The 26,984-nt window shown below is 40.3% G+C and carries 26 protein-coding genes; 4 read left to right on the top strand and 22 right to left on the bottom strand.

Annotated features, from left to right (window positions below):
• Positions 1 to 51: 51 nt before the first annotated feature.
• The 10 genes from uhpT to AYO36_RS01205 all read right to left on the bottom strand — a co-directional run bounded on the left by uhpT (position 52) and on the right by AYO36_RS01205 (position 10,307).
• Positions 52 to 1,461, bottom strand: a complete 1,410-nt coding sequence (gene uhpT / locus AYO36_RS01250; RefSeq protein ID WP_023469436.1) for a hexose-6-phosphate:phosphate antiporter — start codon at positions 1,459 to 1,461, stop codon at positions 52 to 54.
• Between the two features lie 35 nt (positions 1,462 to 1,496).
• The gene (locus AYO36_RS01245; protein ID WP_064299302.1) at positions 1,497 to 2,486 is read right to left on the bottom strand and encodes an ABC transporter substrate-binding protein; all 990 of its coding nucleotides are present in this window, start codon (positions 2,484 to 2,486) and stop codon (positions 1,497 to 1,499) included.
• Positions 2,483 to 3,259: a DUF3919 family protein gene (locus tag AYO36_RS01240; RefSeq protein ID WP_064299301.1), complete on the bottom strand. Its 777-nt coding sequence runs from the start codon at positions 3,257 to 3,259 to the stop codon at positions 2,483 to 2,485. Before AYO36_RS01240 ends, AYO36_RS01245 begins: the two co-directional genes overlap by 4 nt.
• A gap of 95 nt (positions 3,260 to 3,354) precedes the next feature.
• Complete coding sequence (locus AYO36_RS01235; RefSeq protein WP_064299300.1) at positions 3,355 to 4,740, bottom strand: sensor histidine kinase; 1,386 nt, start codon at positions 4,738 to 4,740, stop codon at positions 3,355 to 3,357.
• Positions 4,737 to 5,408 (bottom strand): response regulator transcription factor, encoded by a 672-nt coding sequence (locus AYO36_RS01230; protein WP_064299299.1) that lies wholly within the window; start codon positions 5,406 to 5,408, stop codon positions 4,737 to 4,739. Before AYO36_RS01230 ends, AYO36_RS01235 begins: the two co-directional genes overlap by 4 nt.
• Positions 5,409 to 5,741: 333 nt before the next feature.
• The gene (locus tag AYO36_RS01225; protein WP_064299298.1) at positions 5,742 to 6,857 is read right to left on the bottom strand and encodes a hypothetical protein; all 1,116 of its coding nucleotides are present in this window, start codon (positions 6,855 to 6,857) and stop codon (positions 5,742 to 5,744) included.
• Positions 6,854 to 7,504: an ATP-binding cassette domain-containing protein gene (locus tag AYO36_RS01220; protein ID WP_064299297.1), complete on the bottom strand. Its 651-nt coding sequence runs from the start codon at positions 7,502 to 7,504 to the stop codon at positions 6,854 to 6,856. Before AYO36_RS01220 ends, AYO36_RS01225 begins: the two co-directional genes overlap by 4 nt.
• Before the next feature lie 4 nt (positions 7,505 to 7,508).
• Positions 7,509 to 8,963, bottom strand: coding sequence for a hypothetical protein (locus tag AYO36_RS01215; RefSeq protein WP_064299296.1), 1,455 nt, complete (start codon positions 8,961 to 8,963; stop codon positions 7,509 to 7,511).
• Between the two features lie 70 nt (positions 8,964 to 9,033).
• The gene (locus tag AYO36_RS01210; RefSeq protein ID WP_064299295.1) at positions 9,034 to 9,459 is read right to left on the bottom strand and encodes a hypothetical protein; all 426 of its coding nucleotides are present in this window, start codon (positions 9,457 to 9,459) and stop codon (positions 9,034 to 9,036) included.
• A 287-nt stretch (positions 9,460 to 9,746) separates the two neighbouring features.
• Positions 9,747 to 10,307 (bottom strand): hypothetical protein, encoded by a 561-nt coding sequence (locus AYO36_RS01205; RefSeq protein ID WP_064299294.1) that lies wholly within the window; start codon positions 10,305 to 10,307, stop codon positions 9,747 to 9,749.
• 366 nt (positions 10,308 to 10,673) lie between these two features.
• On the opposite strand from AYO36_RS01205, the gene AYO36_RS01200 reads away from it, so the two are divergent.
• A complete protein-coding gene (locus AYO36_RS01200; protein WP_064299293.1) occupies positions 10,674 to 11,108 on the top strand; it encodes a sigma factor in 435 nt (144 codons plus the stop codon).
• Positions 11,108 to 11,938: a tyrosine-type recombinase/integrase gene (locus AYO36_RS01195; RefSeq protein WP_231884632.1), complete on the top strand. Its 831-nt coding sequence runs from the start codon at positions 11,108 to 11,110 to the stop codon at positions 11,936 to 11,938. The genes AYO36_RS01200 and AYO36_RS01195 overlap by 1 nt, the downstream gene beginning before the upstream one ends.
• On the opposite strand, the gene AYO36_RS01190 is transcribed toward AYO36_RS01195, so the two are convergent.
• Complete coding sequence (locus AYO36_RS01190) at positions 11,919 to 12,737, bottom strand: tyrosine-type recombinase/integrase (protein ID WP_064299291.1); 819 nt, start codon at positions 12,735 to 12,737, stop codon at positions 11,919 to 11,921. The two genes, AYO36_RS01195 and AYO36_RS01190, sit on opposite strands and share 20 nt — an antisense overlap.
• Before the next feature lie 239 nt (positions 12,738 to 12,976).
• Here AYO36_RS01190 and AYO36_RS01185 point away from each other — a divergent pair, with 239 nt between their 5' ends.
• Entirely contained in the window at positions 12,977 to 13,420 is a 444-nt protein-coding gene (locus AYO36_RS01185; protein ID WP_064299290.1) for a hypothetical protein, read from the top strand.
• 136 nt (positions 13,421 to 13,556) lie between these two features.
• On the top strand, positions 13,557 to 15,887 hold the full coding sequence (locus AYO36_RS01180; RefSeq protein WP_064299289.1) for a bifunctional diguanylate cyclase/phosphodiesterase: 2,331 nt from the start codon (positions 13,557 to 13,559) through the stop codon (positions 15,885 to 15,887).
• Positions 15,888 to 15,999: 112 nt separating this feature from the next.
• Here the strand turns inward: AYO36_RS01180 and AYO36_RS01175 are convergent, their stop codons facing one another.
• The 11 genes from AYO36_RS01175 to AYO36_RS01125 all read right to left on the bottom strand — a co-directional run bounded on the left by AYO36_RS01175 (position 16,000) and on the right by AYO36_RS01125 (position 26,977).
• Entirely contained in the window at positions 16,000 to 16,539 is a 540-nt protein-coding gene (locus tag AYO36_RS01175) for a hypothetical protein (protein ID WP_156501816.1), read from the bottom strand.
• 556 nt (positions 16,540 to 17,095) lie between these two features.
• Positions 17,096 to 18,133: an acyltransferase family protein gene (locus AYO36_RS01170; RefSeq protein ID WP_064299287.1), complete on the bottom strand. Its 1,038-nt coding sequence runs from the start codon at positions 18,131 to 18,133 to the stop codon at positions 17,096 to 17,098.
• A gap of 3 nt (positions 18,134 to 18,136) precedes the next feature.
• Complete coding sequence (locus AYO36_RS01165; RefSeq protein WP_064299286.1) at positions 18,137 to 19,303, bottom strand: nucleotide sugar dehydrogenase; 1,167 nt, start codon at positions 19,301 to 19,303, stop codon at positions 18,137 to 18,139.
• Between the two features lie 14 nt (positions 19,304 to 19,317).
• Entirely contained in the window at positions 19,318 to 20,340 is a 1,023-nt protein-coding gene (locus AYO36_RS01160) for an NAD-dependent epimerase (RefSeq protein ID WP_064299285.1), read from the bottom strand.
• Between the two features lie 6 nt (positions 20,341 to 20,346).
• Positions 20,347 to 21,195 carry a dTDP-4-dehydrorhamnose reductase gene (gene rfbD, locus AYO36_RS01155; RefSeq protein ID WP_064299284.1) on the bottom strand — a complete coding sequence of 283 codons (849 nt, stop codon included), beginning with the start codon at positions 21,193 to 21,195 and terminating at the stop codon, positions 20,347 to 20,349.
• Positions 21,192 to 22,178, bottom strand: a complete 987-nt coding sequence (gene rfbB, locus AYO36_RS01150; RefSeq protein ID WP_064299283.1) for a dTDP-glucose 4,6-dehydratase — start codon at positions 22,176 to 22,178, stop codon at positions 21,192 to 21,194. The genes rfbD and rfbB overlap by 4 nt, the downstream gene beginning before the upstream one ends.
• A 4-nt stretch (positions 22,179 to 22,182) precedes the next feature.
• Positions 22,183 to 22,743: a dTDP-4-dehydrorhamnose 3,5-epimerase gene (gene rfbC, locus AYO36_RS01145; protein ID WP_064299282.1), complete on the bottom strand. Its 561-nt coding sequence runs from the start codon at positions 22,741 to 22,743 to the stop codon at positions 22,183 to 22,185.
• On the bottom strand, positions 22,740 to 23,645 hold the full coding sequence (rfbA, locus tag AYO36_RS01140; protein ID WP_064299281.1) for a glucose-1-phosphate thymidylyltransferase RfbA: 906 nt from the start codon (positions 23,643 to 23,645) through the stop codon (positions 22,740 to 22,742). Before rfbA ends, rfbC begins: the two co-directional genes overlap by 4 nt.
• Positions 23,646 to 23,660: 15 nt before the next feature.
• Positions 23,661 to 24,083 carry a serine O-acetyltransferase gene (locus AYO36_RS01135; RefSeq protein ID WP_064299280.1) on the bottom strand — a complete coding sequence of 141 codons (423 nt, stop codon included), beginning with the start codon at positions 24,081 to 24,083 and terminating at the stop codon, positions 23,661 to 23,663.
• Positions 24,084 to 24,092: 9 nt separating this feature from the next.
• The gene (gene wzx, locus AYO36_RS01130; RefSeq protein WP_064299279.1) at positions 24,093 to 25,490 is read right to left on the bottom strand and encodes an O-unit flippase-like protein; all 1,398 of its coding nucleotides are present in this window, start codon (positions 25,488 to 25,490) and stop codon (positions 24,093 to 24,095) included.
• Positions 25,491 to 25,501: 11 nt separating this feature from the next.
• Positions 25,502 to 26,977 (bottom strand): O-antigen polymerase, encoded by a 1,476-nt coding sequence (locus tag AYO36_RS01125; protein WP_064299278.1) that lies wholly within the window; start codon positions 26,975 to 26,977, stop codon positions 25,502 to 25,504.
• Between the last annotated feature and the right edge of the window lie 7 nt (positions 26,978 to 26,984).

Below are 26,984 nucleotides of genomic sequence, written 5' to 3'. Positions count from 1 at the left end.
AAAGCGGTCTTCACCTTCTCCGAAGGGACGACCGCTTTTTCTAACATTCCATTATGAACTCAACTTATCCGCTTGACGCTCCAGCAGTCCGAGGCGACGAATCTTTTTCTCCTCGACGACGGCGACGATCGCGAGGGCGATCAAACCGAACAGTAACGCCGCATTGAAGATGACAAATGTATCACTCCAGCCGTGTAACGTAACCGAACCAATTGTTAGACCGTTCGTTTCCGGATCAGCGATTTTCGCTAGACCGACTTTTGCGATTGAATCACCGAACAAGTAACCGAACGTACCGACCATCCCGTTCGTGACCGTTGTCGCTTGTTTTGGTGCGAAGCTGATGACCGAGACACCGATCAAGAGCTGTGGTCCGTAGATAAGCGCACCGAGTGCAAATAGTGACGCGTAAATCATAAGTTCACTCGTACCGTAACGATAACCGAGGACCGCGACGGCCGTCAGTAAAAGACAGATCGCTGCGACGAGCGCCCGGCGTCCTTTCAGTAAATCGGACACGTAACCCCAAATCATACTGCCGCATAAGGCGCCGATCTCAAAGAAGAAGATCGTATTGACGGCACTCTCCGTGCTGAAGTGCAAGTGTTCCGTGACATAGAGCGGCGCCCAGTTATCAATCCCGATTCGGACGATGTAAACGAAGACGTTCGCGATACAGAGCGTCCAGATCCAGGGGTTCGAGATGACGTACGTTTTGAAGATTTGCCATTTTGTCATACTTTCAGCAGCGATATTTTCCGGTTCAATCGGTTCTTCGAAGATTTCTTCACTTCGATTCCACCCGAGTTCCTCCGGATCATCCTTCCCGATGAACAGACCGACGATTCCGATGACGAGCGCGATCGCAGCTGGGAAGATGAACATCCCGACGACACTTCCGTTGAAGAAGACGTTCGCTCCCCACAGTGCGAGACCACCGGCAATCGCTCCACCGATGTTGTGCGAGACGTTCCAGAAGCCGAGGTAGCGCCCACGTTTTTCAAACGGTGTCCAGCGAGCGATCGTCGAATACGACGATGGTCCCCCGACCGATTGGAAGAACCCACTGAGTCCCCATAAAACCATCAAGAGACCGACCGGACTTCCGCCGGCACTCATCAAGAGTCCCATCGCGGTGACAATTAGAGAAGATAAGATCAATAAGAACGAGATGACACGTTTCGTATTTTTCCCGTCAACGAAATAACCGAGCAATGTTTTCCCGATTCCGTATGTAATCGAGAAGGCGAAGCCGATATAACCGAGTTCCGTCGTCGTAAAACCTAGTTCTTCCTTCAAGAGCGGTTGCGCTGCCTTGAAGTTGTTCCGGATGAGATACATCGCCATATATGAGAAGAAGACGACTAAGAATGCCTTTAAGAATTGTTGTAACCATTGTTTCCGTTGTACTTCGATTGGTATGCCGGCATTCGGCAATTTTTTGATGCTGAAGAAGCCCATCTTCCATTTCCCCTATCTGAATCAGAGTCTTCGCATCATTTGTCCTGGAGCTGATTGAATCGACGAAGATAGTCCCGGTAATCGGTGACGATATCCTGTCCGACGTTTTTCTGGATTGGTTGTGTCTTCGCGATCGCATAGGTCGGCGTACCGAACGAGACTTTCCGTAAGATTGCTTGACCGTCCGCTGAAAGCACGAAACGCATGAAGGCATTCGCCTGCTTTTGTTGCGTCCGTCCTTTCAGCTTTGAGATCCCGTTGATCGAGTACGTATCGAGTGGGATGCTTTTGACTGGATAATGCTTTTCGCGTAGCGATTGTTGATCCCCGATAAAATTGACCCCAAGCATCGCTTCTCCACTGGCGACGTACGACGTCGGTGCAAAGCCGTTCGCCGTGAAGAGTCGCGTTCGCTCGATTAGCTCGCGTAAGACATCTTCCGCCTTCGTTCCGTATCCGTCAAAGACCGCTTGCAGGATCGTCGCACCGGTACCGGAATGGTTCGGATCCGGCAAAATCAACTCGTCCTGATACTGCTTCGCCGTCAAGTCAGCGAGTGTCTTCGGATATGGTGCCGCCCCGAACCGGTCGTTCCAGACGTCCGTATTGATGACGATCGCGAGGCGTTCGACTTCGTAGCCGATCCAGTAGCGGTCCGGATCCTGTAGTTCCGCTTGATCCATGTCGCTCGGGAACGGTGTCGACAATCCGCGTTGCTTGAGCGTCTGGTGGGCATCCCACGTTCCGCCGATGATGACGTCGGCGCGCGGATGATCCGCTTCCTTCGTCACACGTCGTACGAGTTCTTCCGTAGACAGGCGGACGAACTCGTACGTACAACCTGCTTGTTCACAATATGATGACAGCAAGGCGCGACCGATGTCCTCTTTCGCAGAGACATACGCCGTCAAATGCGGAACGGTTTCCCGTGCAGCTGTTCCCTGCTTCGTCTGTTCATTGTTGCGGACGATCCAAATGCTCATGAGACAAATGATACTCAGCAAGAAGAGCATTCCTTTTCTCATCGATCTGCCTCCTTCCCGGTCGGCAGGAGTTGTCCTTTTAAATAGAAGGTGTTTCCATTGTCATCATCCATGTACTGGACGCTGAACAATGTCTCATACACAGTAATATTCATTAGGTTGGCACGCGTATTCTGCTCATTCTTGTACCGCTGGAGCTTGAGAATGCGCGGCTGTCCCTGACTGGCATCGAGTGCTTGACCGACTTCTTCATAGTCCGTCATCGGCTCCGCCTGCGCCAGGCGACGCTTAACGTCTTCTCGCTCACGTGCAGTCAAAGAACGAGACCGTCCTGCTGCATACACGGTTACGACTTCCCCCTCAGCGAACTGACGCGCGAGCTGTTCTGGTTCGTGATAGGCGTTCAAGAAGCGTGCTTTTAATGTCGTCGTCTGAGTGCTAGGACGTTGTGCGACACATTTTCCATTTAGCGTCATACTCTCTCCGAGAGAGAACGTCCATGTCGTTCCGTTCAAGAAACGGAGCGTTCCGGTAAACGTCGCCGTACCCGCCGGACAAGTCCCGTTTGTCACCGTCTTCATTTGCTTCAATAGCGTCGTGATGCGCTGAACTTCCGTTCCGTCTTCTACCGTCTGCTCCCCCCATGCCCGGTGACGTAACGTCAACTCGGTCGGGAGCGAGTCATCGGAAGCATTCAGTCGTTTCGGTCCATCGAGGACGTGTAAGCGTCCGAAGACCGTCTGCTGAAGCAAAAGAAGACCGAGGGCAAACAAGATGCCCATCAGGAAGAGATAAGCGATGGTCGATGCTTTCATGATTCCTCTCCTTGCTTGATTCTTAGATTACGGGGCAATTGTTTCGTAAATCCGGTCGAATTGTTTCGTAAATGTATCATTTGTAAGCGATTACATTAAGTCTGATTCGCTAATCGAAAAGTTAATGTGATACGTGTGCCGCTTACATCGCTTTCCAGTGCAAAATCGCCACCTTGTTCCTGCATCAGACGTCGGCATAGCGGTAGACCGAGTCCATTCCCACTCGCCGTCGTCAGACTATGCTGCTCCTTCTCCCATTCGGCAAGCACTGCTGGATCAACACCGATCCCATCATCCGTCATGATGAGTCGGAGGGTCGTATCCGTACTGACGCTCGAAAACGTCACCGTCATCGCGTCACTGTATTTGACGGCATTCTCGAGAAGATTCAACAAGACTTGTTTCGTCTGGTCCGGTTGCCCAAGCACGTAGATCGGTGGAACATATTGTTTAACTTGAATCCCTTGTCCTTCAAGACGCAATTGCATGATGAATAAGGCGTCGGCAAGCAAGGCGTCGAGCGCGAACATCGTCGACGTCATGTGACGTTCGTTGCGCTGTTGTTTCGCCTGTTCGAGATTATGCGAGACGAGTCGTAACAAGCGCTGACTCTCGACTTCGATGTAGTGATAACAGTGCGCCGCTTCCTCCGGTGGCAGCTTGGGGATTAATTCGACATAGCCCATGATCGCCGTCATCGGTGTCCGGAGCTCATGAGTGATGTGATCAATGAACGTCTGTTGGTCGCTTCGTTGTTGTTCGAGTTGTCCAATGTTGTGCTGAATTGCGTCAGCAAGCGTCGAGAAGTCCGCTGCCAGTCGGTTCAATTCCTCATATGGATACGCCGGTAGCGCATGCGCATAGTGTCCTTTCGTCAAGGCGTGCGAGACACTCCGTAAATCATCGATCGGTCCGATTAACGTCTTTGCCATCCGACGCGCTGTCCAAACAGCAATTACGATCAAGATCAGAAAGACGCCCGTGAAGACATAGGTGAATTGCCGTAGCAGTTCGGCTTCCGTCCGCAGATCAACAAGAAAACGGACCGAGCCGATGACGTCCGTTTTGCCATACAGCGGACTCGAGAAGAACAGCACGGGAACATCGGTTTCTTTCAAAAAGAGATAACTCGACTTCCCTTTTAACGCTTGATCGATGTCTCCCGCGAGGAGCGGCAATTGATCCCGTTCCGAATCAGCGAGTAGTTCTGCATTTGGTCCAAACAGCTGGACGCGCGCATCGAAGCGGTCCGCGAGATAGGAAGCGATCGGGACTGCCGTATCGGCGAGCGAGTCCGTCTCTTCACTTGCGAGGTAGTTCATCGTGTAGAGCTCCGCTTCCCGACTCAATTTTTGGACGGACTCGACGGCGTTCTCGTATAGGTTCGATTGGATGAAGGCATAGAGAATCAAGAAGAGGACGAGCAATGCCGGAACGAGGAGCAAGACGAAGTTTTCCGTGATGACCTGGCGTAGCTTCATGCGTCGACCCACTTGTAGCCAACACCGTAAATCGTCTTGATCCGTTCGCCTTGTGCTCCGAGTTTCTTCCGTAAGCGCTGGACCATGATATCGACGGCGCGGGTCTGACCGGAGAAGTCAAAGCCCCAGACTTGTTCGAGCAGTTCATCTCGCTCAAAGACCCGTTTCGGATGCGTTAGGAAAAGTGCGAGCAATGCATATTCCCGGTACGTCAGTGGCAATGGTTGACCGTTGAGTCGAATGACCCGTTCTTCGGGATCAACAGATAAGAATGGATCAGTCGCGACAGGTACGGGTGGCGCAACCGTCTTCGTGCGTTTCAATAGATTTTTGACACGCAAGACAAGCTCCGTTCCATTGAATGGCTTCGTCATATAGTCATCTGCTCCGAGCTGCAGACCAATAATTTTATCGTTCATCTGATCACGTGCTGTCAGCATCAAGATTGGTAAGTCAGGCGTCGTCTGTCTCAGTTTTGGAATCAAATCGAAACCGGTCGTATCCGGTAGCATCAAATCGAGGACGATCAAATCAAAGGTTTGTGTTGCCTGCAAGGCGATTGCTGCTGCTCCATCAGCTGCCGTCTCGACCGTCTGACCATCAAGCTCGAGTTGCAGTTTGACGAGATGCCGGATACTCGCCTCATCATCAATGACAAGAATATGCATGGGAATTCCTTCTTTCTGGACAAGTTTTCTGTCCCCTAGCGTATCATGAAATCGTTTGCAATCACACCGAGAGAACAAATGCAAAAACAACAAACAATATTACAGACGATGAATCTGTCATTTGAAGCGATTCGAGATTTATTCTTATCAGATTATGACAAAAGAACTTTAGCTACAGAATCGAATTTTGATGACATCCATCCTCAATGATCGTATCAGCATAAAAAAATACCCCTTGATCATTAAATGACCAAAGGGTATCAAAAAACCTTCTTATTCCATTACAAAATAAAATATTAAACTACTCTATCTCTTACGGTATGTGGAACAACTTCAGTTTCTCAACTGGGAGACGATGTTGTCGTTAGATAACTCTTTCTTCATTTTCCGAGTAATCAATAGCTTCACGAATCGTTTGTTCAACATGATCAAGAGTGACAATAGAACGACTAATCCGGCGACCATTATCAGCAGTGGCTGCATCCCCGTGTATTTCCACATCCCTACTGCAAATAATGCAATCAGAGCATAGGAGTACATATATATTTTTTTATTCATGGATTCGATGGTGGAGTAAAATTGTCGAGTAATTTCTTTACTTGATAATCCGTTGATATACAACGATAACAAGTCTCTGTTTAACGTCTTGATCAGTGCATTCAAGCTATTTCTATAGAATACAAAGACGATAGCAAGCAACACTACTTGGAAGAGGATCAACAGATACATCGACATTTTTGAACCCGTTACCAGCTCTTCTAATCCTTCCGCCTGATAATATACATATGCTTTTTCTTCATCAAACATGCTATTAAAATCTTGTACGAAATCATAGATATACTCTGTTTTCGTGATGTTGACTAATAGCGACTTCGTACTTGAGTAGTTATCTGATTTACTTATTTCCTCTGCCAATTTTGCGCTAGTTTGAGGCGCTAAATAGCATTTATCCTTTAAAAAGAAAATACCTGACCCTTTATAGTAGGATTGTTTTAAGGACAACGGCTTGTTCTTCATATCAGTGAACTTCAACTTACTTCCTTTAAAAGAGTCAGGTAGTATGATTTCGTTCCCTTTAACCGATTTATGATAATTGATGGCATCTCGCGTCGTAGGACTCAGCGTCAGACAGTTCATGAAATCCTGATCCCCATTACCATCTGAATACGATAATGGGATCTCATATTCGTACGATAAATCTTTAACATGATCCATCTTCTTTATCTTTTCTGTATCATATGTAAATTCACCGGTTTTAGTGTAACCGTTGATGAGTACCATTGAAAGTCGCTCATTATTTAAAATGTTATTTCGAATATTTTCTGTTGAGATAAAGATTGTAAAGACAGAAAACAACAGTAAAATGATGAGCAGAAAATTTAAAGTAGTTAATTTTTTCAACTGTTTCATATACTTCTTCTTCATATAATGAAAAACGGTCATTTTCATACTGCAATTCCTCTATTCAATTCAGTGAAATTAAATGTTTGATCTGATTGACTAACCACATAATTAGAATGCGTAACGATTAAGATGATTTTATCGGATTTAATTTCTTTTAGTAAATTCATGATCATTTCAATGTTTTCCTTGTCTAGATTATTCGTTGGTTCATCTAACAAAATCAATTTGTATTCAAAAATCATGACTTTTAAGAAAGCAGCCCGTTGCCGTTCTCCTCCTGAAAGATGATTGACAGGGACATCCAGCTTCTTCGACATCCCGATTTTTTCACTGTATCGCTTTAATCTTTCTTCATCGATGTTTTGATGATTAATTAACGATATGATTTCAAGGTTTTCACGTACGGTTAATGCTTCAATGAGATTTAAATCTTGAAAGAAATAAGCGATTTGTTTACGTGCCTCATCAATCTTTCCTTTATTTGAAAAATCTAGCGTTTGGTCGAACAATACTACTTCTCCATGCGTAGGAGCCTGTATCAACGACAAGATATTAATTAAAGTCGTCTTACCACAACCACTTTTACCAAAGAGTGAATAAATGCCTGGCTTTTGTATTTCTAAAGAGAAGTCATCTAGAATCTTTTGACTTCCATAGCTGAAACTTATGTCATTTACGTTTATTGATATCATCGATTTATCGAAACCTCCTAGCAATTTTGTCACCCTCTAAAATATTTAAAACATTATTTAAATAGACACTCGTTTCGAATGAATAGTTTCCCGCTTTCTCACAGTAACCAAGACCGCATTCCTTCTTCTTTAGATGGTTTTTGATTTCCTCTACATCCACCTTGAGTTCATACTCCATGGCCAAACTGCTATACAGATTCAAAACGACATAATCATCTTTACCGTCATATTTCAAAACATTTGGTAATAATGACGTCACTTCCTTTTTTTGCGAAGAGGTCAATGTTAAGCTATCATAAATCAACAACTTTGTTAATAATTCATTTTCTTGCAAAAGTGTTTCCTTCTTAAAAAGTGCTTTATCATCTTGGTTTTTTCCACAATAGTATCGTTCCGATAGATTATGTAATGTTTCACAATTAATATCTGGAAACGCACTTAAATCTCGGTTCTCATTTTTAAAGATTCGATCTATAAAGGATATGTAATAAAGATTTTGCTGTGTCTTTTTTTCACTTTCTAAGAGACTATCTAGACGCGAATTAATCACTTCGATATATTGTTCCGGATGCTTCAATTGGTTACTAGCGAATAAGTTAGACATCAGATATAGATTTCGAATACTGTCTAAGGAATGATAAAAGCTAGTATATGGCTTATTTTGATTTAATAAGTTTACGAATGCCTCTTTTTCTTCCCTTTTCATAACCATCTCAGCAATATTTAATTGAGTCCAGTATGTGATTTCATCACAAAAAAGTAGTGTAATCTGATTTTGCTCATTTTGATAGAGCGATTGAAGATCATCTACCTTTATTCCCCATTTATGAATATCGTTTAATTTTAATGCTGCATACAATAAGATTGGCTGATTCGGATCCATCAAGTCTTGATTAGAGTATTCGTCAATGATTGTTTTTATCGATTCTTTTGTCGGAGAAGTGCTTTTATTAGAATCAAGTTCAAGCGAAAGAAGTGAAAAATATAAATATTCGATTTGATCGCTTTGAACGGGTTTTCTCATTTGATGTAGATGCTCTTTTATATCTTGATTCATCCCTGCTTCTTTGATTGAATCAATAGTTTCATACAAAAAATAGAGATCAAAAAATGAATCGATTTTTGATATTTGTTTCCGATTCAATGTAGCTTCACCTTTAAGTTGCATAACGATCAAGTCACAATAAAATTTATTAATTTTTTTATTACATTTTTGAATCGAATAGTTCTGTGATTTCTTATCAACAAAACGATAGGTGCTGTTATTTTTTATGGCTGATGATTCACTGAACTGACTATCGACTTCAAAGACAGATCCTCCATCTGATGACTTTAGATAAGACGAGGCTGTTTTTATTAAGTTTGAATTATGTATATCTCGATTGAGGAACGCTTCACCTTGACTACAACCAGCTAATATGAATAAAAAACTGATACAAAGAAAGGTTAATTTTTTCATATGATATCGATCTCCTGTTCATAATGCGGAAGGTTGGTGTAAAAGGAATGATTAGATTATGTGTGAATGATTAAATTTTTGCAGTAGCTGTATACGTTCGGTTGCTATGCTCCACATGTGTAGTTGTTGACATTCCTAAATACATGATAAATCCACTACCGCATACATTTCCCGAACTATAATATGTTTTACTTTTTGTTGACTTTGAATATCCTGGACTTGTTCCACTACCGCTAACACCGACACCACCGAAAGAAACACTACCTCCCGTTGCATTAAACGTGACGTGATGTTGTAATTTTTTAAAGTCCTTCCGTGTCGTAGAGCTGTACGCTTTATAATTTCCGCAATTATTAAAATCAGAGAAATAAGGTAAGTCTGCTTTTGCCGTGACACTATTTAAAGTTTTGGTAGCTCTATACGCATCTGCTTGTGGTGCAAAAGCAAGCGTACAAGAGAGTGTTGATATTGCTGTTAACGTAAGTACTTTTTTCATTTACATTTCCTCCTAATTTTTCATTCTCTTTTACACTTAATCTTCCATAAAAAAAATCCTATCATAACTTTTCAAATAATAAAGTGTAAATTAGAAAAAAACTTCCATTTTTCATTTTTCTATCACTATTATTAACTTTTATAATTTATTTATTTTTATATAATATTTTGAAATGTTTTTTGCGACCCTACTCACAACCAATCCTGCTGATAAACGATGACTATATAAAAATGAAAAAGAGGATTCCGGCACAATACCGGAACCCTCTCGTATGTCTAACATAAATATCATCGATCCGTCGCAGAAACACCAATTGCGCGGACATATCCTTTTGTATCGTAGTCGAACCAAAGCAGTGCTTTTTTGCTGACGTTATAATAGTAGGTACCTTCTTGCTTGAAGTTGAGATACTTTTCTTTTTTGATCAGGAAAATCATCTTCGTCGGAACTTCGCCTTTTTTCAGCTTCTCATGCTCATCCGGTTTACCGAGTGCTTTCTTGACCTCACTTAACTTGATCTTCCGATCGTCGAGCTTCGGTAACGTCATCAAGACACCGACATGCTCCGGATACTTCGCGCTAAAACGAAAATCCGAGTACAGATTCTTTCCTTTCAACTTCCCGAACACACAGCAGTCCGTTTCGTCGACCCCATAACTGGCGTCTTTTCCTTTGATGGTGAAGCGATCATACAGTTTTGCTTTCGCATCCAGCAATGTTCCTTTTTCCGCTGCTGCGAATTGTTTCTTTAAGTACTTGGCGTTTGACATGGTTTTGGCATCAATCGAAGTTGGGACGAGCAAAACCAACATCATGACGAGCACGACGAGCCCTTTCATCCATTTCATTTGACGATTCCTCCTTTGTCACGGATTACGCTTACTGTAACATTTATCCATTTTCATTTCATCATTCTATTTCAAAAAACATCAATCTATTTTTGAAATTTATTTTCTGGAATTTGATGTCCGATTATCCCGAACATCCCAGCGGATAAGTAGAGTTATCCTGAAAGTGATCGCGTTAGAATGCGGGTTTATCTGAAGCGAATGGACGGAAGGATGGAAAATCACACGGCTTACGCTCATCGAAAGTTAAAGAAACCGTTGGCATGATTGAAGAAATGGAGCGTTGCGTCCGGCGGATAACTCTACTTATACTAAAACTACCGCGGAATACATAACAGATATGCATATCTGAAGAAACGGATACTCATGAACGATTTACTACGTAACTGGGTTCCCCTCGTCAACTCCCTCCTGTCACGCCTCTCGATCCACCCAAATGAACATGATGAATGCCGGCAAGCTGCCCTACTACGACTTTGGAAATCAATTGAAGAAGGAAAGGTCATGACCGTCACCTTCGCCCGGATTCGGGCGAAGGGCGCGATGCTCGACTACTTAGCGACCCGTAACCGGACGCTTGCGACCGAAGTCGCAGTCGAGACGATGCCGGAGCTTCCTCGGACCCCGAACGTCTCCTTTCATTATCTCCTCAGTGAACTCAAACGGGATCTGTCGAATAAAGAGTACACGTTTCTCGAAGCCTTGATGCACGGCACGGAAGAGACGCTCGGTTACTCACCGGCACGACTCCGTTCATTGAAGTCGGAACTCCGGCAGAAAGTCCAATTCCTTCTCGGATGATGATCTATTACCAAGAACGCTTACTCGCGATCATCGAACAGGCGGACTATCGTCCCTTGACGAAAAAAGCCTATCGCTCGGACGTACGGCATCTCTGTCGTCACGTCGAACGAATCGACGTCCCGTCGCTCCAACGCTATGGTAAGTTCCTACGCGACACTTATGCTCCAGCAACTGCCGCACGACGACTACATGCGCTCTCCATCCTGTTCGATCAACTGGTCGCGGAACGTTCACTACAGGCGAATCCGTTGGCTCGCGTCAAAAAACCGATTCCTGCACCCTACCGACGACTTTCCTTCACGTACGACGACGTCCACCGTGTCCTCGAGACGATTCGTGATGAGACCGTCTATGCCTTCAGCTTTCTTCTTTTGCACACGGGACTGCGGTTTTCCGAAGCCCGTGACTTACAGCTCGCAGATGTCGATTTTGCGCGCGATCAGTTACTCGTCCGAAGTGGTAAAGGCGATCAATCACGTCAAGTTCCGCTGCATCATGCGTTGCGTGATGTACTGACGCGTTATATCGAGACGATTCGTCCTGATGTCCTGCCGCTGTTTTGCGAAGATAGTGGACGACCGGTCAATCCGGCAAAGCTTCGCCGTGTCTTAAAGGAAGCAAGTGAACGATGTCTCGGACGGATCCTGCGACCGCATGACATCCGGGTCACGTTCGCAACGACACTTTATCACGTGCATCAGACGGACATTCTAACCATCATGCGCTTACTCGGTCACAGCGATGTCAGGACGACTCAGCACTACGTCCTACCGTCGCACGACATTGCCCATACGTCAGTCAATCGACTCAAGCGGACAGACGATTAAGAACGTCCCGGACGTGATTCGTCTGGCTACGGATGTATCCTTCCGTCGTCGAGATGCTGGCGTGACCAAGCAGACGCTTTATATCGAGCAACTTCAACCCTGCCTGCTGATAGAGGTAGGTCGCATAGGCAATCCGGAGCATATGCGGACGGACGTGACGCTTCAAGGACGTAAATCCAACCTCGCGAAGTGCCTTCCTTGCCGCATGTTCATTGATCATCCGTCCCGTGACGGATTGAAACAAATAGCCGGTCGTACGATTTGCTAGAAACAGAACGATCTTGTCGCAAAGGGTCACTCCGATCGGAACGGTCCGTGTTCGACCGCCTTTCCCGTGACGAACGTACAGTTCACTCTTCGCCACATCAAAATCCTGCACCGTCAACAAACGGGCCTCCATGAAGCGGAGGCCCGTTTGGCTGAGCACCTCGAAGAAAAGGCGATAGGTTGGATCTTGAATCTGTCGAATTACCGGGATCAACTCTTCACTATCATAATAGGTCTCATCTTGGAGGCGTTGATGGACAATCGGACGGATCTCGACCATCGGGTTCTTTTTGATCCGTCGTCGCTCGACGAGGATATTTCCGAGCCGGTGTAAGGCATGATAACGTCGCAAGATCGTCGACGACTTATAATGTGCTTTCATCCAGTGAAAGTAGCGTCGTAAGGACACGACTGACCAATCGATTTGATGCAAGCGCATTTGCCGAAGATCACTTCGATATGCCTTGATCGTATGGGCTGACCGCGAGAAGTCGGTCAATAAATACTGATCGAGATAGTCATAGTGGGTCATAGCTGGTTCCTCCTTCTTATAGGGACTGACGTGACAGCCGATGGAGTACATGATTGATTTTCGATGAAATATCAAGAATCGCTTTCCCTAAACAATCAATGAACGAAAAACAAAAATAAGGAAAAAAGTTACAATCAAATTGAATCTATGTTCTGTAGAGCAGGAGAAAAAGCATACCTTTCTTTACCCTGAACGACAGCGCATTGATTCCCTCCATTAATCGATAAAGGAGCTTACATATGAATACGGATAACGACTATCTTGGCAATCCATCAGATATTCTCGTCACGACGTATGTGACGGAAGAAGACTTGCGCGACATCATCGCAACCGAATTTAAAGATTTTTGGCACCCGAAACTACGCATCACCCCACACGAGCTCGTGATTACCGGATCGACCGTCTCAAAAGAACATCGATTTGCCCATCATAAATCGTTCACCCTCACGATTGCCCCGTTTCGCATCCGTCATAACATCATCTCGTTTCATATCTATGATATCAGCCCAGCCTCCCAAGAGCAGACGATTTTGAATCTGCTAAAGGCAAACCCCAACTTGTCTTACAGTTATCACATGATTCATGTCCATCTTCAACCATGCGACTTCGGAAATCCGTTTTTCCATACGCTCCAGTATACGAAATTAATGGATCATAAAATCCTTGTCGGTCTTCATCTATAATCGATACGCTGTGATTTTTCCTCACCCGCAGATGTTATTTGAAAAAAATGTATATGATTGAATGAAAAAGGGTATCTAGATTACACCTTTACCATTCGATTAAACATTCCACTCTGCCGAGGTGACTCCATCCATCATGCCAAACCATACGATGCATGCTCATACTGACTTTTTACTCGTCACGTTATCTTATCTGATTGCCGCAACATCCGCCTACATCGCAATTGAACTCGCGGGACGCGTCAAGACAGCAACCGATCGTTCGAAACATCTTTGGTTGATTGCTGGTGGCTCGATTTTAGGTCTCGGCATCTGGTCGATGCATTTCGTTGCGATGCTTGGTCACGGTACCTTGAAGGATGCGACCTACTCGTTCCCGCTCGTCTTTCTGTCGGTCATCATCGCGATGACGGGATGTATCCTTGGCTTTTATCTCGTTGCCCGCCGCATGTCCCGTGAATCATTCGTCTTCGGTGGTTTCTTGATGGGAAGTGCGATTGCCGGCATGCATTATGTCGGAATCGCCGCTTTACAGGGAATGACCCTTCAGTATCATACAGGATATGTGTTGCTCTCGATCTTGATTGCGATTGCTGCTTCTTGGACCGCACTTTACATCGGTTTCTTTTCGCGTTACGCGAAGCAACAGATGCTGGTGCAAACGAAAGTCTTCTTTGCTCTCATCATGGGCATTGCGATCTCCGGGATGCATCACGTCGGGATGCTCGGTTTAGAGTTTCAGATGATTCCATCGTTCACGAGTGATCAAGTCATCGAACCAGCGATGCTGTTGACACTTGTTTCGATCGTCACACTCTTTTTGTTCATCGTCTTCTTCGCTTCCGTCTTGTTTGACCTCCAGTTACGGAAACGTGACTTCATCCAGGCGACGATTCTTGAATCAACTGAAGATGGTGTCGTGACGACGAATCCTGATGGTCTGATCCAATATGCGAACTCGCTGTTCCATGATTTTTTCCCGGAACGTCATCCATACTTAACGGAGCATGACGTAGCTTTACGTCTTGATGTGCCAGACCATACGAAACAGATGCTATACGTTGACGAACGTATCCTTGAAGTCGTCAATCACCCGCTGAAAGGCGAGAACTTGAATCAGACATTGTGGTTCTTCCGCAACGTCACCGATCAAGTGTCGTCCCAGCATCAACTCGAACACCTTGCCTTTCATGACCGATTGACGGATTTACCGAATCGAGACAAGATTACACTCTTCATTGAGGAACAGATTAGACAAGGAATTCCGATTTCGTGTCTCGCGCTCAGTATGGACCGTTGGCGTTCGCTGAGTGATATGCTCGGACATAAAGGCGTCGAGAGTCTGTTGTTGCAAATTGCAGAACGTCTCCAAGCAACGATTCACGCCCGTGATGTCCTAGCACGCCTTGATTCATCAGAATTTCTTGTTCTCCTCGTTGACGAACGCAGTCAGCTAGCGACACAAAAAGCCGAGAAGTGTTACGCTGCCTTATCGCAACCATTTGATATCGATGGAACCGTCATTACGCTGACGATGCGCGCCGGGATCAGTCATTACCCGGAAGACGCCACAACAGCCGAAGAACTGATCGAGTATGCAAAACTGGCGCTACACGCTTCGTTCACTGAAGCGCAAAATACGATTAAGGAATTTAAGGTCGAGAATCGAAACGATATCTTGCGAACCGTCCAGATCGAAAAATTCATGACGGAGGCACTCGAAGCAGAAGCCTTCGAGCTCGTCTATCAACCAAAGATGGAAGTAGTCACGGAACGAATGACCGGTGTTGAAGTGTTAGCACGCTGGACGCATGATGAGCTTGGCTTCGTCTCACCAGCCGAGTTCATTCCCGTCGCTGAAAATACCGGGGCGATCCATGCTCTTGGTGACTGGGTGTTACGTACTGCTTGCCTGCGCTGGGTTGCGTGGCAAGATCAAACACTGGAACCATTCTCGATTGCTGTTAACGTCTCCCCACTTCAGTTCGCGAGTCAAAAATTCTTACGTCGCGTCGAAACGATTCTCGCAGAGACAGGAATGGATCCTGCTTACCTCGAGATCGAAATCACGGAGTCCGCCGCCTTATCGTATGAGACGGCTACCTATGAAAAATTAGCACGACTACAGGAACTCGGTATTCGGGTTTCCCTCGACGACTTCGGTACTGGTTACTCGTCCTTTAAACAACTTCGTTCATTACCAATTCAGTTATTGAAGATTGACCGTTCATTTATCAGTTCGTTATTTGATGGTAAGAACCAACAAGCGATTGTTCAATCGATGATCCAACTTGGTCATAACTTAGAAATGGAGGTCTTGATTGAAGGAGTAGAGACAGTTGAACAGGCAGACTGGCTTGCGCGTGAAGGTTGTGATTATTTCCAAGGCTATTATTTCAGTCGACCACTAAAAGAAGATGATTTTTTCGGATATGTAAACATGTCGCGGTCGAACGGAAGCGCCTAATTTATTAACCATGAATTCCGCAGTGAAGCTTTTTTGATAATCACCTTACCATTATAATAAGAAAAGCACCTGAATCTGTATATCCAGGTGCTTTTCTATAAGTACTGATAAATTAACCAAGCATCAACAACAATTCAATATCTTGATTCATACCTATATATAACTCATTAATTGATTTTTTGATATCTGCTTTACTAGAAAAAGAATCTTCGATAGTTTGATTTGTATTGTATGAATTCACTTGAAGATGGTTTTTTAATTCTATGAGGTAAGATCGCTGATTTTCATTGAAGTACTCCGGTTGATATCTTACATGATGTCCGATATTTTTGACTAAATCGTTCATCTCACTCAATAATTTTAGTAAGTCCGATTTTTTAATTTCTTCTTTTTTCAATGTTGAAGAAGCGAGAACGTTCTCAACCTGAGCACTTATTTTTTCGTTGTATGATTGATTTTCTGACAGAGTTGAAACATTTGCAGACAGTTTTTTTAGATTGTTCATATAACGAGTTGTTGTTTTATTTTGATCTACTCCGATTTTCTTATTCACACTTAAAGCGCTATACGAATACATATAATTAATTACTAATGCAGTAACAATAACTATGATCATAGCGATTCCTATGTATTTTTTTGTATTACTTTTCAATTTCCCCACCATCCTTGTCAGAACAACTACTATGTTATGAAAAATAAAACACGTGTTATTTTGATTAAAAATGATAACCTCGTTAACAAAAATATCCTTCATTATGAATAATTTATAGCTATGCAGACGTAAGAATAAATATGGATGCCGAATTTATTTTGATTTTAAGCCGTGTGTGTTATCTTATCTTTTAACAAATATCATAAAAGGCATTAAAACAAGCCAAAAATGACTCATTTTAATGCCTATATCACTTACCGATATGCTTCTTATCTTTTCTTCACGAAATCATTCCTTTAATAATAAAGAAATGAGCACTTTGCTCTATACATACTACGGTCAATACTTATACCGACGCCAAGATTAATATTATACTCTCTTACTCCGGAAGAAGAGTCCATCAGCTATGTTGCCCTGTAAAGTAATAAAAATGTAACTATATTCATCACTTTATTTACTGATCGTATAAGTATATAACAGTATAAACTGTATTTACTAATTACCTATTAATACATATTAATTAAGTTGAACATTCGTTTCTAAACTAAACTATTTCTTAAGACGCTTTAGATAATTGTTTCTCTTTTAAAAATTTTGTTTTTAAATACTTCATCATAGGTTTTTCACAATATATTGTAATTAAATACGATATCAAGATTGATGTTATTAATGGAATTACAATAATATAATGACTACTTATACCTAATTTGTTAAGTTCCAAAAGAATTATATAACCAATATTTTGATGGATAAGGTATAGACTATAAGAAATATTTCCCAAAAAAACAAAAAGACTATTCGAAAGAAATTTTAACTTTTGATTAATCGCTCCCCAAAGTATAAGGTACAGAATCATTACAACTATAAACGTAGTAAAATCTGAAGACATATACTGAAAAATTAAAGTACTTAATAATAAAGCTAAGTATCTCCATGAAAATTTTTGACTTAAAAAGTAAAAAGAAATTCCTGCAATAAACAAGTAAGAGTAATTAGAAATAGTTTTTTGATAAAGAATTTCTAATAATTTATAATCGGTTTTTTCAAGTAGTAAGAACAATGTAAATGATGCAGCTAACCATAAACATAAGGTCTCAAAAATATACTTCATAAAACCCATATATAACAACAATGCAATAAATATATAAAAAGTAATCTCTACAGTTAAACTCCAATAAGCACCATCTACGTACTTAATCCCTGGGATAAAACCCTCCATTAATGAAAAGTTTATAAGTGCATGACTAATTGATACTTCTCTTCCTACTAAACCAAATGTTGATATAAGAAGATATGTAATCATTACACATATTATATAGGAAGGATATAATCGAATCGCTCTTTTCTTTAAAAAATCTATTGGTGATAATTTGTTTTTGATAGTTAAAAAAATAACAAATCCACTCAATAAAAAAAATAGTTGAACTCCCAAATTCCCATAGGGAAATTTAAAACCCGAATAACTATAATTAGGATATATTTCACTAATCCTTGTTGTGTAATGATATAAAACAACAGCAATCGCAGCTAGACCACGCAAAGCATCTAGTTCAACTAACCTTATATTTTGTGATGTATTAGCTACTATTCTCATTTATCAGTCTCTACTGTAAAGATCTCTTGTGTAAACTTTCTCTTCCACATCACTTAACTCCAAATGCATCCGGTTCGAAATGATGATGTCCGATTCTTGCTTAAACGCTTCAAGATCACGAATGACACGTGAGTTATAGAACGTATCTTCCGTCAAGACTGGCTCAAAGACAGTCACTTCGATTCCTTTTGCCTTGATGCGTTTCATGATACCTTGGATCGATGACGCACGGAAGTTATCCGAATCCGTCTTCATCGTTAAGCGATAGACACCCACGACTTTGGGATTTTGTTTAATGATTGTATCCGCGATGTAGTCCTTCCGTGTCCGGTTCGCTTCAACGATCGCACCGATGATGTTGTTCGGAACATCCTCATAGTTCGCAAGCAACTGCTTCGTATCTTTCGGTAAACAGTATCCACCATAACCGAATGACGGATTGTTGTAATGATTCCCAATCCGGCTATCGAGACCAACACCTTCGATGATTTGTTTCGTATCTAAGTTCCGCACTTCCGCATATGTATCAAGTTCATTAAAGAACGCGACACGCATCGCAAGATAGGTGTTTGAAAAGAGCTTGATCGCTTCTGCTTCCGTCGAGTCAGTCAGTAAGACAGGAACGTCTTTTTTCACTGCCCCTTGTAGTAATAAATCAGCGAACTGTTGCGCACGCTCTGACCGTTCACCAACGACGATACGCGATGGATACAGGTTGTCATGCAACGCTTGCCCTTCACGCAAGAACTCTGGTGAAAAGACGATGTTCGGTGTATCGAATTTTTCTTTTAACTCTTCTGTATAACCGACGGGTACGGTCGACTTGATGACCATCGTCGCATCCGGGTTAATCGCAAGTACCGTTGCGACGACACTTTCAACTGTCCGTGTGTTGAAGTAGTTCCGTGTCGGATCGTAATCCGTCGGTGTTGCGATGACGACGAATTCTGCTTCTTTGTAGGCTTTGAAGTTGTCTGTCGTCGCGTGTAAGTTTAAATCTTTATGCTGAAGGAAGTTTTCGATTTCTGCGTCAACAATTGGTGATTTACGGTTATTGACGAGTTCGACTCGCTCTTTAATGATGTCAATCGATGTGACTTCATTGTGTTGTGCGAGTAATACGGCCATTGATAGACCGACGTATCCTGTTCCTGCTACTGTGATTTTCAAGTGTCTCATCCTTTTCAATTTGTAATATTATAGTATTCTTTATACCAATCGACGAACTTCCCAAGTCCTTCTTCGATACTCGTGCTCGGTTTGAAGTCGATATCTCGTTCTAATTCTGAAACATCAGCATACGTCCGAAGAACATCCCCTGGTTGCATTTCCATGTACTGTTTGTTCGCTTCTTTTCCAATCTTCTCTTCCAACACATTAATGAATTTCATGAGTTGAACGGGTTGATTATTCCCGATATTGTAGACACGATATGGAGCAAAGCTCGCACCTAATTCATCCGTACTTTCATCCCACTCCGGATTCGGTTCCGGTGCTCGCGGAATTAATTTTGTAATTCCTTCTACGATGTCATCGATATACGTGAAATCGCGTTCCATTTTCCCGTGATTAAAGACCTTAATTGATTTTCCTTCAATAATATTTTTTGTAAAGGAAAAATACGCCATATCTGGACGCCCCCACGGTCCATAGACAGTGAAGAACCGAAGACCCGTTGTTGGAATACCGTATAAATGACTATATGTATGAGCCATTAATTCATTCGATTTCTTTGTCGCTGCGTAAAGGCTAACAGGGTGATCGACGTTATGATTAGTCGAAAATGGTGCTACTTTATTTCCACCGTATACAGAACTAGAGGAAGCATATAATAGATGCTGGACTGGATAATGACGACATGCTTCTAAAATATTTAGGAACCCTGTTAAATTCGAATCGAGATACGCATATGGATTCTCAATAGAATAACGCACACCCGCTTGAGCAGCTAAGTTAATAACATATTGAGGGCGATATTGTTCGAAGATTTCATCCAACTTATTTTTATCTATTAAATCGCATTCGATGAAGGTAAAATTGTCTAGACGCTCTAATTGTTGAAGGCGATCTTTTTTCAATTGTAGCTCATAATAGTCATTTAAATTATCCAGCCCAAGTACTGCATGCCCGAGACTCGTCAACCGATTCGTTAGATGCATCCCAATGAATCCTGCTGCACCAGTTATAAGAATTGTACTTTGATTCATCGTATCTCACCCACTTATTTGATTTTTAAACCGTTCTAACGCATTACTCCAAGTTGGAATATCATAATCAATTTTTTGAGCTGAAGACAGGTCTAAAATTGAATGTTTCGGACGTAGCGCTTTTTGAGGGAATTCATCTGATGTACATTCGTGAATGACCGTCTGTTTTTCTTTTAATATCTCTTTCGCGAATGTATTCCATGAACATACATCGTTATTTGAGAAGTGATAAATCCCACCACTTACATTTTGATTTACGATAAACCACATGAAATGTGCTAGGTCTTCTGAAAATGTAGGTCTTCCGAGCTGATCAGAAACAACCTTCAACTCATCTCGGGTTTCTGAAAGTTTCAACATTGTGTATACAAAATTATGACCATGGATTCCGAATACCCACGATGTCCGAATAACAAATCCATCTTCTCCCAAAACCTCTTGAACAACTTTTTCTCCAGCCAATTTTGCTTTGCCGTACTCGTTCAATGGATTGACAGCGTCTGTAGTTTCATAAGGCGTTTCTTTTGTACCATCAAAAACATAGTCCGTACTCACGTAAATCATTTTTGCATTGACTGTTTTAGCAGCTTTTGCAATAACCTCAGTCCCTGTAGCGTTCACTAACCAGTTCTGTTCCTTCCCCTTACTCTCTGCTGCTTCAACATTCGTATATGCAGCAGCATGAAGAATCCAGTCTGGTTGAATTGAGTTCACGATGGTTTGAACTGCTCTCTCATTTGTGATATCAAGTTCTGATTTTGTAAAAGCACTAACCTCAAACACTGAAGCGTCGATTAATTCAACAAGATCTTTTCCTAATTGTCCATTAGCACCTGTTATAATGACTTTTTTCATTTAGCTAGTGTCGCTTTCTCTTTGAGTGGACGCCACCAAGCCTCGTTTGCTAGATACCAGTCGATAGTTTCGATAATTCCTGTATCAAACGTATACTTTGGTTTCCAACCGAGTTCTGTTTCTAATTTAGTTGGATCAATCGCATAACGACGATCATGTCCTAAACGATCTTCTACATATTTCACTAAGTCAGAAGAGATATCGAGACGTTCGACAATCAAGTCTACGATCTGGTTGTTTGTTCGTTCATTATGTCCACCCACATTGTAAACTTCACCTGACTTACCATTATGGAAAACTAAATCGATTGCCGCACAATGATCGGTTACATGCAACCAATCACGAATATTTTCACCATCACCGTAAATCGGTAATTCTTTTTGATCCATCGCATTGGTAATCATCAACGGAATGAGTTTTTCAGGGAAATGGAATGGACCATAATTATTCGAACAGCGTGTAATATTGACCTCCATGCCGTATGTTTCAAAATAAGACCGCACTAACATATCTGCCCCTGCTTTAGAGGCAGAGTAAGGACTGTTTGGTGCAAGTGGCGTATCTTCGGTAAAGTATCCTTCAGTGCCTAGAGAACCGTATACTTCATCGGTTGATACTTGTACATATTTTTTTAGATTATGTTTCCGCGCAGCGTCAAGTAACGCAAGCGTTCCCTGGATGTTTGTTTCAACAAACACTTCAGGATTTAGAATACTGCGATCAACATGCGACTCTGCTGCAAAGTTGATGATTCCATCTACGTCATGTTCTTGAATTATTCGATTTAACAATTGGCGATCAGTAATGTTTCCTTCTACAAATACATGATTTGGGTTGTTCGTAACATCAGCTAGGCTGTCTTTATTGCCTGCATAGGTAAGCAAATCTAGGTTAATGATTTTATAAGTAGGATATGTATGTAACATATGGCGAACAAAGTTACTTCCAATAAATCCAGCCCCACCTGTAACGATAATGTTCATTGTATTATTTCCCACTCCATTCAAAGTTGTTTTCTGACTGTTCAAACGTCGGATGTTTTGTATCCTTATCTGAAAGGATAGGATTAGTAACTGGCCAATTAATACTTAGCGCTGGGTCATTCCACTGAATTCCTCGGTCGTGTTCAGCTGAATATAATTCGTCAACTTTGTAGAAAACATTCACGTCCTCAGTCAGGGTACAAAAACCATGTGCAAACCCCTTCGGAACCAATAATTGTCGTTTATTATGTTCGCTTAAGATAAAGCCTTCCCATTCTCCGTAAGTAGGAGAATTTTTACGCATGTCTACAACGACATCATAGATGGCCCCTGTACCTACACGAACTAGCTTCGTTTGTGCTTTAGGATTTAATTGATAATGCATTCCTCGTAAAACACCGGCTTCTTTCGATAATGAATGATTATCTTGAATAAAGTTATGCTTAATATCAACTGTATGAAATACTTCTTCGTTATAACTTTCCATGAAAAAACCACGGTGATCACCAAATACTTTTGGTTCAAGTAATAATACACCTTCTAATTTACTTTTAATTACTTTCATAATTGCACACCTTCTTCCTGAGCGAATCGATTATTTACCGTATTGGCAACATTTAAAAGATATTGACCATACGCATTCTTTTTCAAAGGTTGTGCTAAATCAATCAATCGTTCTTTTGAAATGTAACCCATGCGATACGAGATTTCTTCTAAACAAGCAATCTTTAATTTTTGTCTACGCTCGATAGTTTCGATAAATGTAGAAGCTTCTAGAAGTGATTCATGAGTTCCTGTATCAAGCCATGCAAAACCACGTCCAAGAAGTTCCACGCGTAGTGAATTGTCCTCTAAGTAACGTTTGTTTAAATCTGTAATTTCTAATTCACCACGGGAAGACGGTGTTAGCGACTTTGCAAATTCAACGACACGATTATCGTAGAAGTACAGTCCAGTAATGGCGTAATTACTTTTAGCGACTTTTGGTTTTTCTTCAATAGAAATAACATTCTGCTGTTGATCAAATTCGACAACACCAAAACGTTCAGGGTCGTGTACATGATATCCAAATACTGTAGATCCTGTATCTAGTGATGCTGCTTTTTGAAGCAAATCGGTAAATCCATGACCGTAATAAATGTTATCACCTAATACAAGTGCAACTGAATCATGTCCAATAAATTCCTCACCTATGATAAAGGCTTGTGCTAAACCATCTGGTGATTCTTGTACTTTATAGGAGAGAGTTAATCCGAGCTCTTTACCATCTCCAAGCAGTTGCTCGAAGCGAGGTGTATCTTCTGGTGTTGAAATAATTAAGATTTCTTTTATCCCTGCTAACATCAACGTCGACATTGGATAGTAGATCATTGGTTTATCATATACCGGCAATAGCTGTTTAGATATTGACTTTGTAAGTGGATACAAACGAGTTCCACTACCACCCGCTAAAATAATTCCTTTCAAATTTTAATCCCCTTTTCATTTTATTTTTTGTGCAGGTATGCCACCGACTGTTGTATCATTAGGCACACTTTTCACTACAACAGCATTAGCCCCTATTTTTACATTATCTCCTATTTTTATGCCACCTAAAATACAAGCACCTGCTCCAATATATACATTTTCACCTATAATAGGATATCCTCTATTTTCTCTCCCACCTATTGTTACATTTTGATATATTACGGTCCCTTCCCCAATGATCGATTTTGGATGAATAACTACTCCTAAACCACCATGTTTCAACTCTACATTTTTTTGTAATGTGCAAGTATATGGTATTTCTGCGGAAAATATAATTCTTATCAACGAAAATACTACCTTAGGAACAATGGGAATGTTCATTTTGTATAATTTATGAGAAAATCTGTACATTTTGAGAATTTTAGTTTCTTTTTTCATTCTACGTACCTACCTTAATTTATTTCCAATTAACCACTTAAGCGTAATGTTATTTTCTTTAACAATCATAATTGGCCATTTCCAAAGATTATATAAAGAAATTGATATTATTTGAGATAAAATTATAGTCGTGACTCCCCATGATGTTAATTGTAAAGAAGTAACGTATTGAAGCATTACCGTAAATACACCACTTAAAAAATATGGGAGAATCATTGGGAATTTATTATCTATAATGATGTAATTTATAAAATACAATTGAGTGTTAAACAAAAAATAATAAATAGTTATTAAAAGTATTTGAAACGTATTTAACAGTGAAGTTTTCGAATTGATTTGTTCCAAAAAAACATCTCCAACAAAAATAACAAATAATGATCCGATTGATAGTATTATTAACTGAACTCTTATACTGTGAAGTAATATTTTTAGAGCAGTCAAAGGTTTTCCTAAGCCTTTTTCTCTAATTATTTTAGGTAATTCAGTATTAAATTTCACGTTACTTATCGTACTTAATAAACCCATAATTTGTAACGTCAACCCTAACTGAGAGGCTAAGCTTAATCCAAATACTGAAGTGCAAATTAAAATAGAAGTTTTATCCACCATATAATTGGAAACAGAAAGACTACCTTGTTTGTATACACTTGGAAGTAATGTGTAAAATAGTTTATTAGTTTCTGATTTTTCTATTGATAATTCGCTCATCTTAATTTCTTTGTGAACTGATTTTATATCAGTTATATTGTAAAATATTTTCTTCGAAATGAACCTTGTAAATATCACGCTTAATAAATATGATATAGATACTCCTAGTAAACCTAGACCTGTCCATAAAGTAATTACAGTTACAATTAGTTGAATTATTTTAGAATACACGTTCAATTGGTATTGTTTTTTTATTTGACCTATCCCTTTAAAAAAGGGAGTCCAATATGAATAATATATATTGATGAAAATACCAATTGAATATATAAACCAAGCAAGTAAATATGGATTATTAAATACTTGCTTATACATCGAAATTTTATATATGTATATATTTCCGAATGTTAAAAGTAAAATTAACGCTAAAATACTAATTAACAGATAAAATTTTTTTCCGACTAAAAATACAGTAGTAAATAATTTAATATTAGGTTTACCTGTCCAGTCATTTTTATCAATACCGTTTTTTAAAATGGAATTAGCTCCATTCCAACTGTAAGTTACATTTCTGGTCATAGTAGTTGAAAAGCCTAAATCTAATAAAGCTACCATTGCTCCTATTGCAACAAAGTTGTACCATAATCCTAGTTCAGTAGAAGTTAAATATACTAACATAAACGGTAACAATATCAGACTTATTCCACTATTAAAAAAATAAGAGATATATCCCCAGACGGTATCTTTTTTTAATATTCTCATTTAAATATTCTCTATTCTTTAATATTTTTTAAAACCTTAATAATTAGCACAGGTATTATGAAAATTAAAAATGTTGGTCTAACTATCTCAAAAAAACTTGATCTAATTAAGTTAATTAAGATATAAAATAAAGAAAAATATCTCCATAAATAATATGTTTTAGAAAAGTCATTTCTCGTTGTAAATATTTTTGATAATATAACGCCGAAGAAAATGACAACTATTATACTAAACCAGCCAAAGTTCGCATAAGAATCACTTGCTAAAGTAGCTCCTACAGGAAAATTTCCTGGTAAAACATTTACTTGCCTCGAAATAGATACTATTGAAAAAAAGTCTCTAAATAAAAAACCTACCGGTAATAATGAAACTAACGAACCAATAAATGATATTCCATATAGATAATCAATATCTTGTGGAATAGATTTATAGACAGCTACCACTGAAAAAAATGATAGTCCGAATTCTGAAAAAGTTTCATATATAACTTGTGTCGAAAAAATATCAAAATTTCCGTTAGAAAAAAAAGAGAAAATATCGCTTAAGCCATTTAATCTAATTTTTCTGATTTCACTCAAAATATTTAAAAACATTAATGATAAAATTGTTAGGGGGATTAACTTTAAATAATTGATTTTCACCCTATTAACAACCATAAATGAAAGGACAATTGAAATTATTGCTGTTACAGCATATCTCCTATCACCCGTTAAAATCATCGTAGTTGCAAAATAAACTATAGATACAATGAGTACACTAAGCATTTTTTTATTTTTATGTTTTTTTCCAGCTACAATTAATGCAATAATTCCTGGTACCAATAGAAGTGCAAAGTCTTTTGCGACCCCTGTTTTCTCAGTCAATGAGTAATACATTCCGCTAGATTGTGCTGCTATTATATCTTGTAAATCGACATATACTTTAAATGGTGCGCTTAAAAGAGTAATTAATATACCAGCTTTAAACAACAAATCATTCACTTCGTCTTCAGTATTCCAACCTATAAATTTGTTTGTGAACGTATTAGTCATTTTCTTTTGATCTTGTTCAATGTTAATTTTAGTATAAATAATCAAGCCCCAAAAAATAGCTTGTATATAACATAAAATATACAATGAGACATTACTCATTAAATACTGAGGATACCTTTTCATTAAATCCCAAAAAACTTCACCTTGTACATTAAACCCTTCTAAAAACACTCGTCCAAAGAAAAACAAGTACATTAATAGTGTGAACCAAATTCTAAAATCATAATATTTACATTTCAAAAACCTTAATTGTATAACTTGAAAAAATAATAATAAAGTAGCCAAAGCAGAGATGTTAAATGTCCAGTTCTCTACAAAGGTATAATTATTAACATTTATGTACGCAATTAAAATTAAAAATAATAGCATACATAAATTTAAAAAAAATAATACATACTTAAAAATGCTTCGATTTTGACTTTTATTTTCTATAGAACTATTAATTACTGTATTCATATTTTCT

This window comes from Exiguobacterium sp. KKBO11, from assembly GCF_001644945.1.
In the GTDB taxonomy this organism is placed as follows: Bacteria; Bacillota; Bacilli; order Exiguobacteriales; family Exiguobacteriaceae; genus Exiguobacterium_A; species Exiguobacterium_A abrahamii.
Note: the sequence above shows the minus strand (reverse complement) of the source record. Positions and strands in the feature narration are given on the sequence as shown.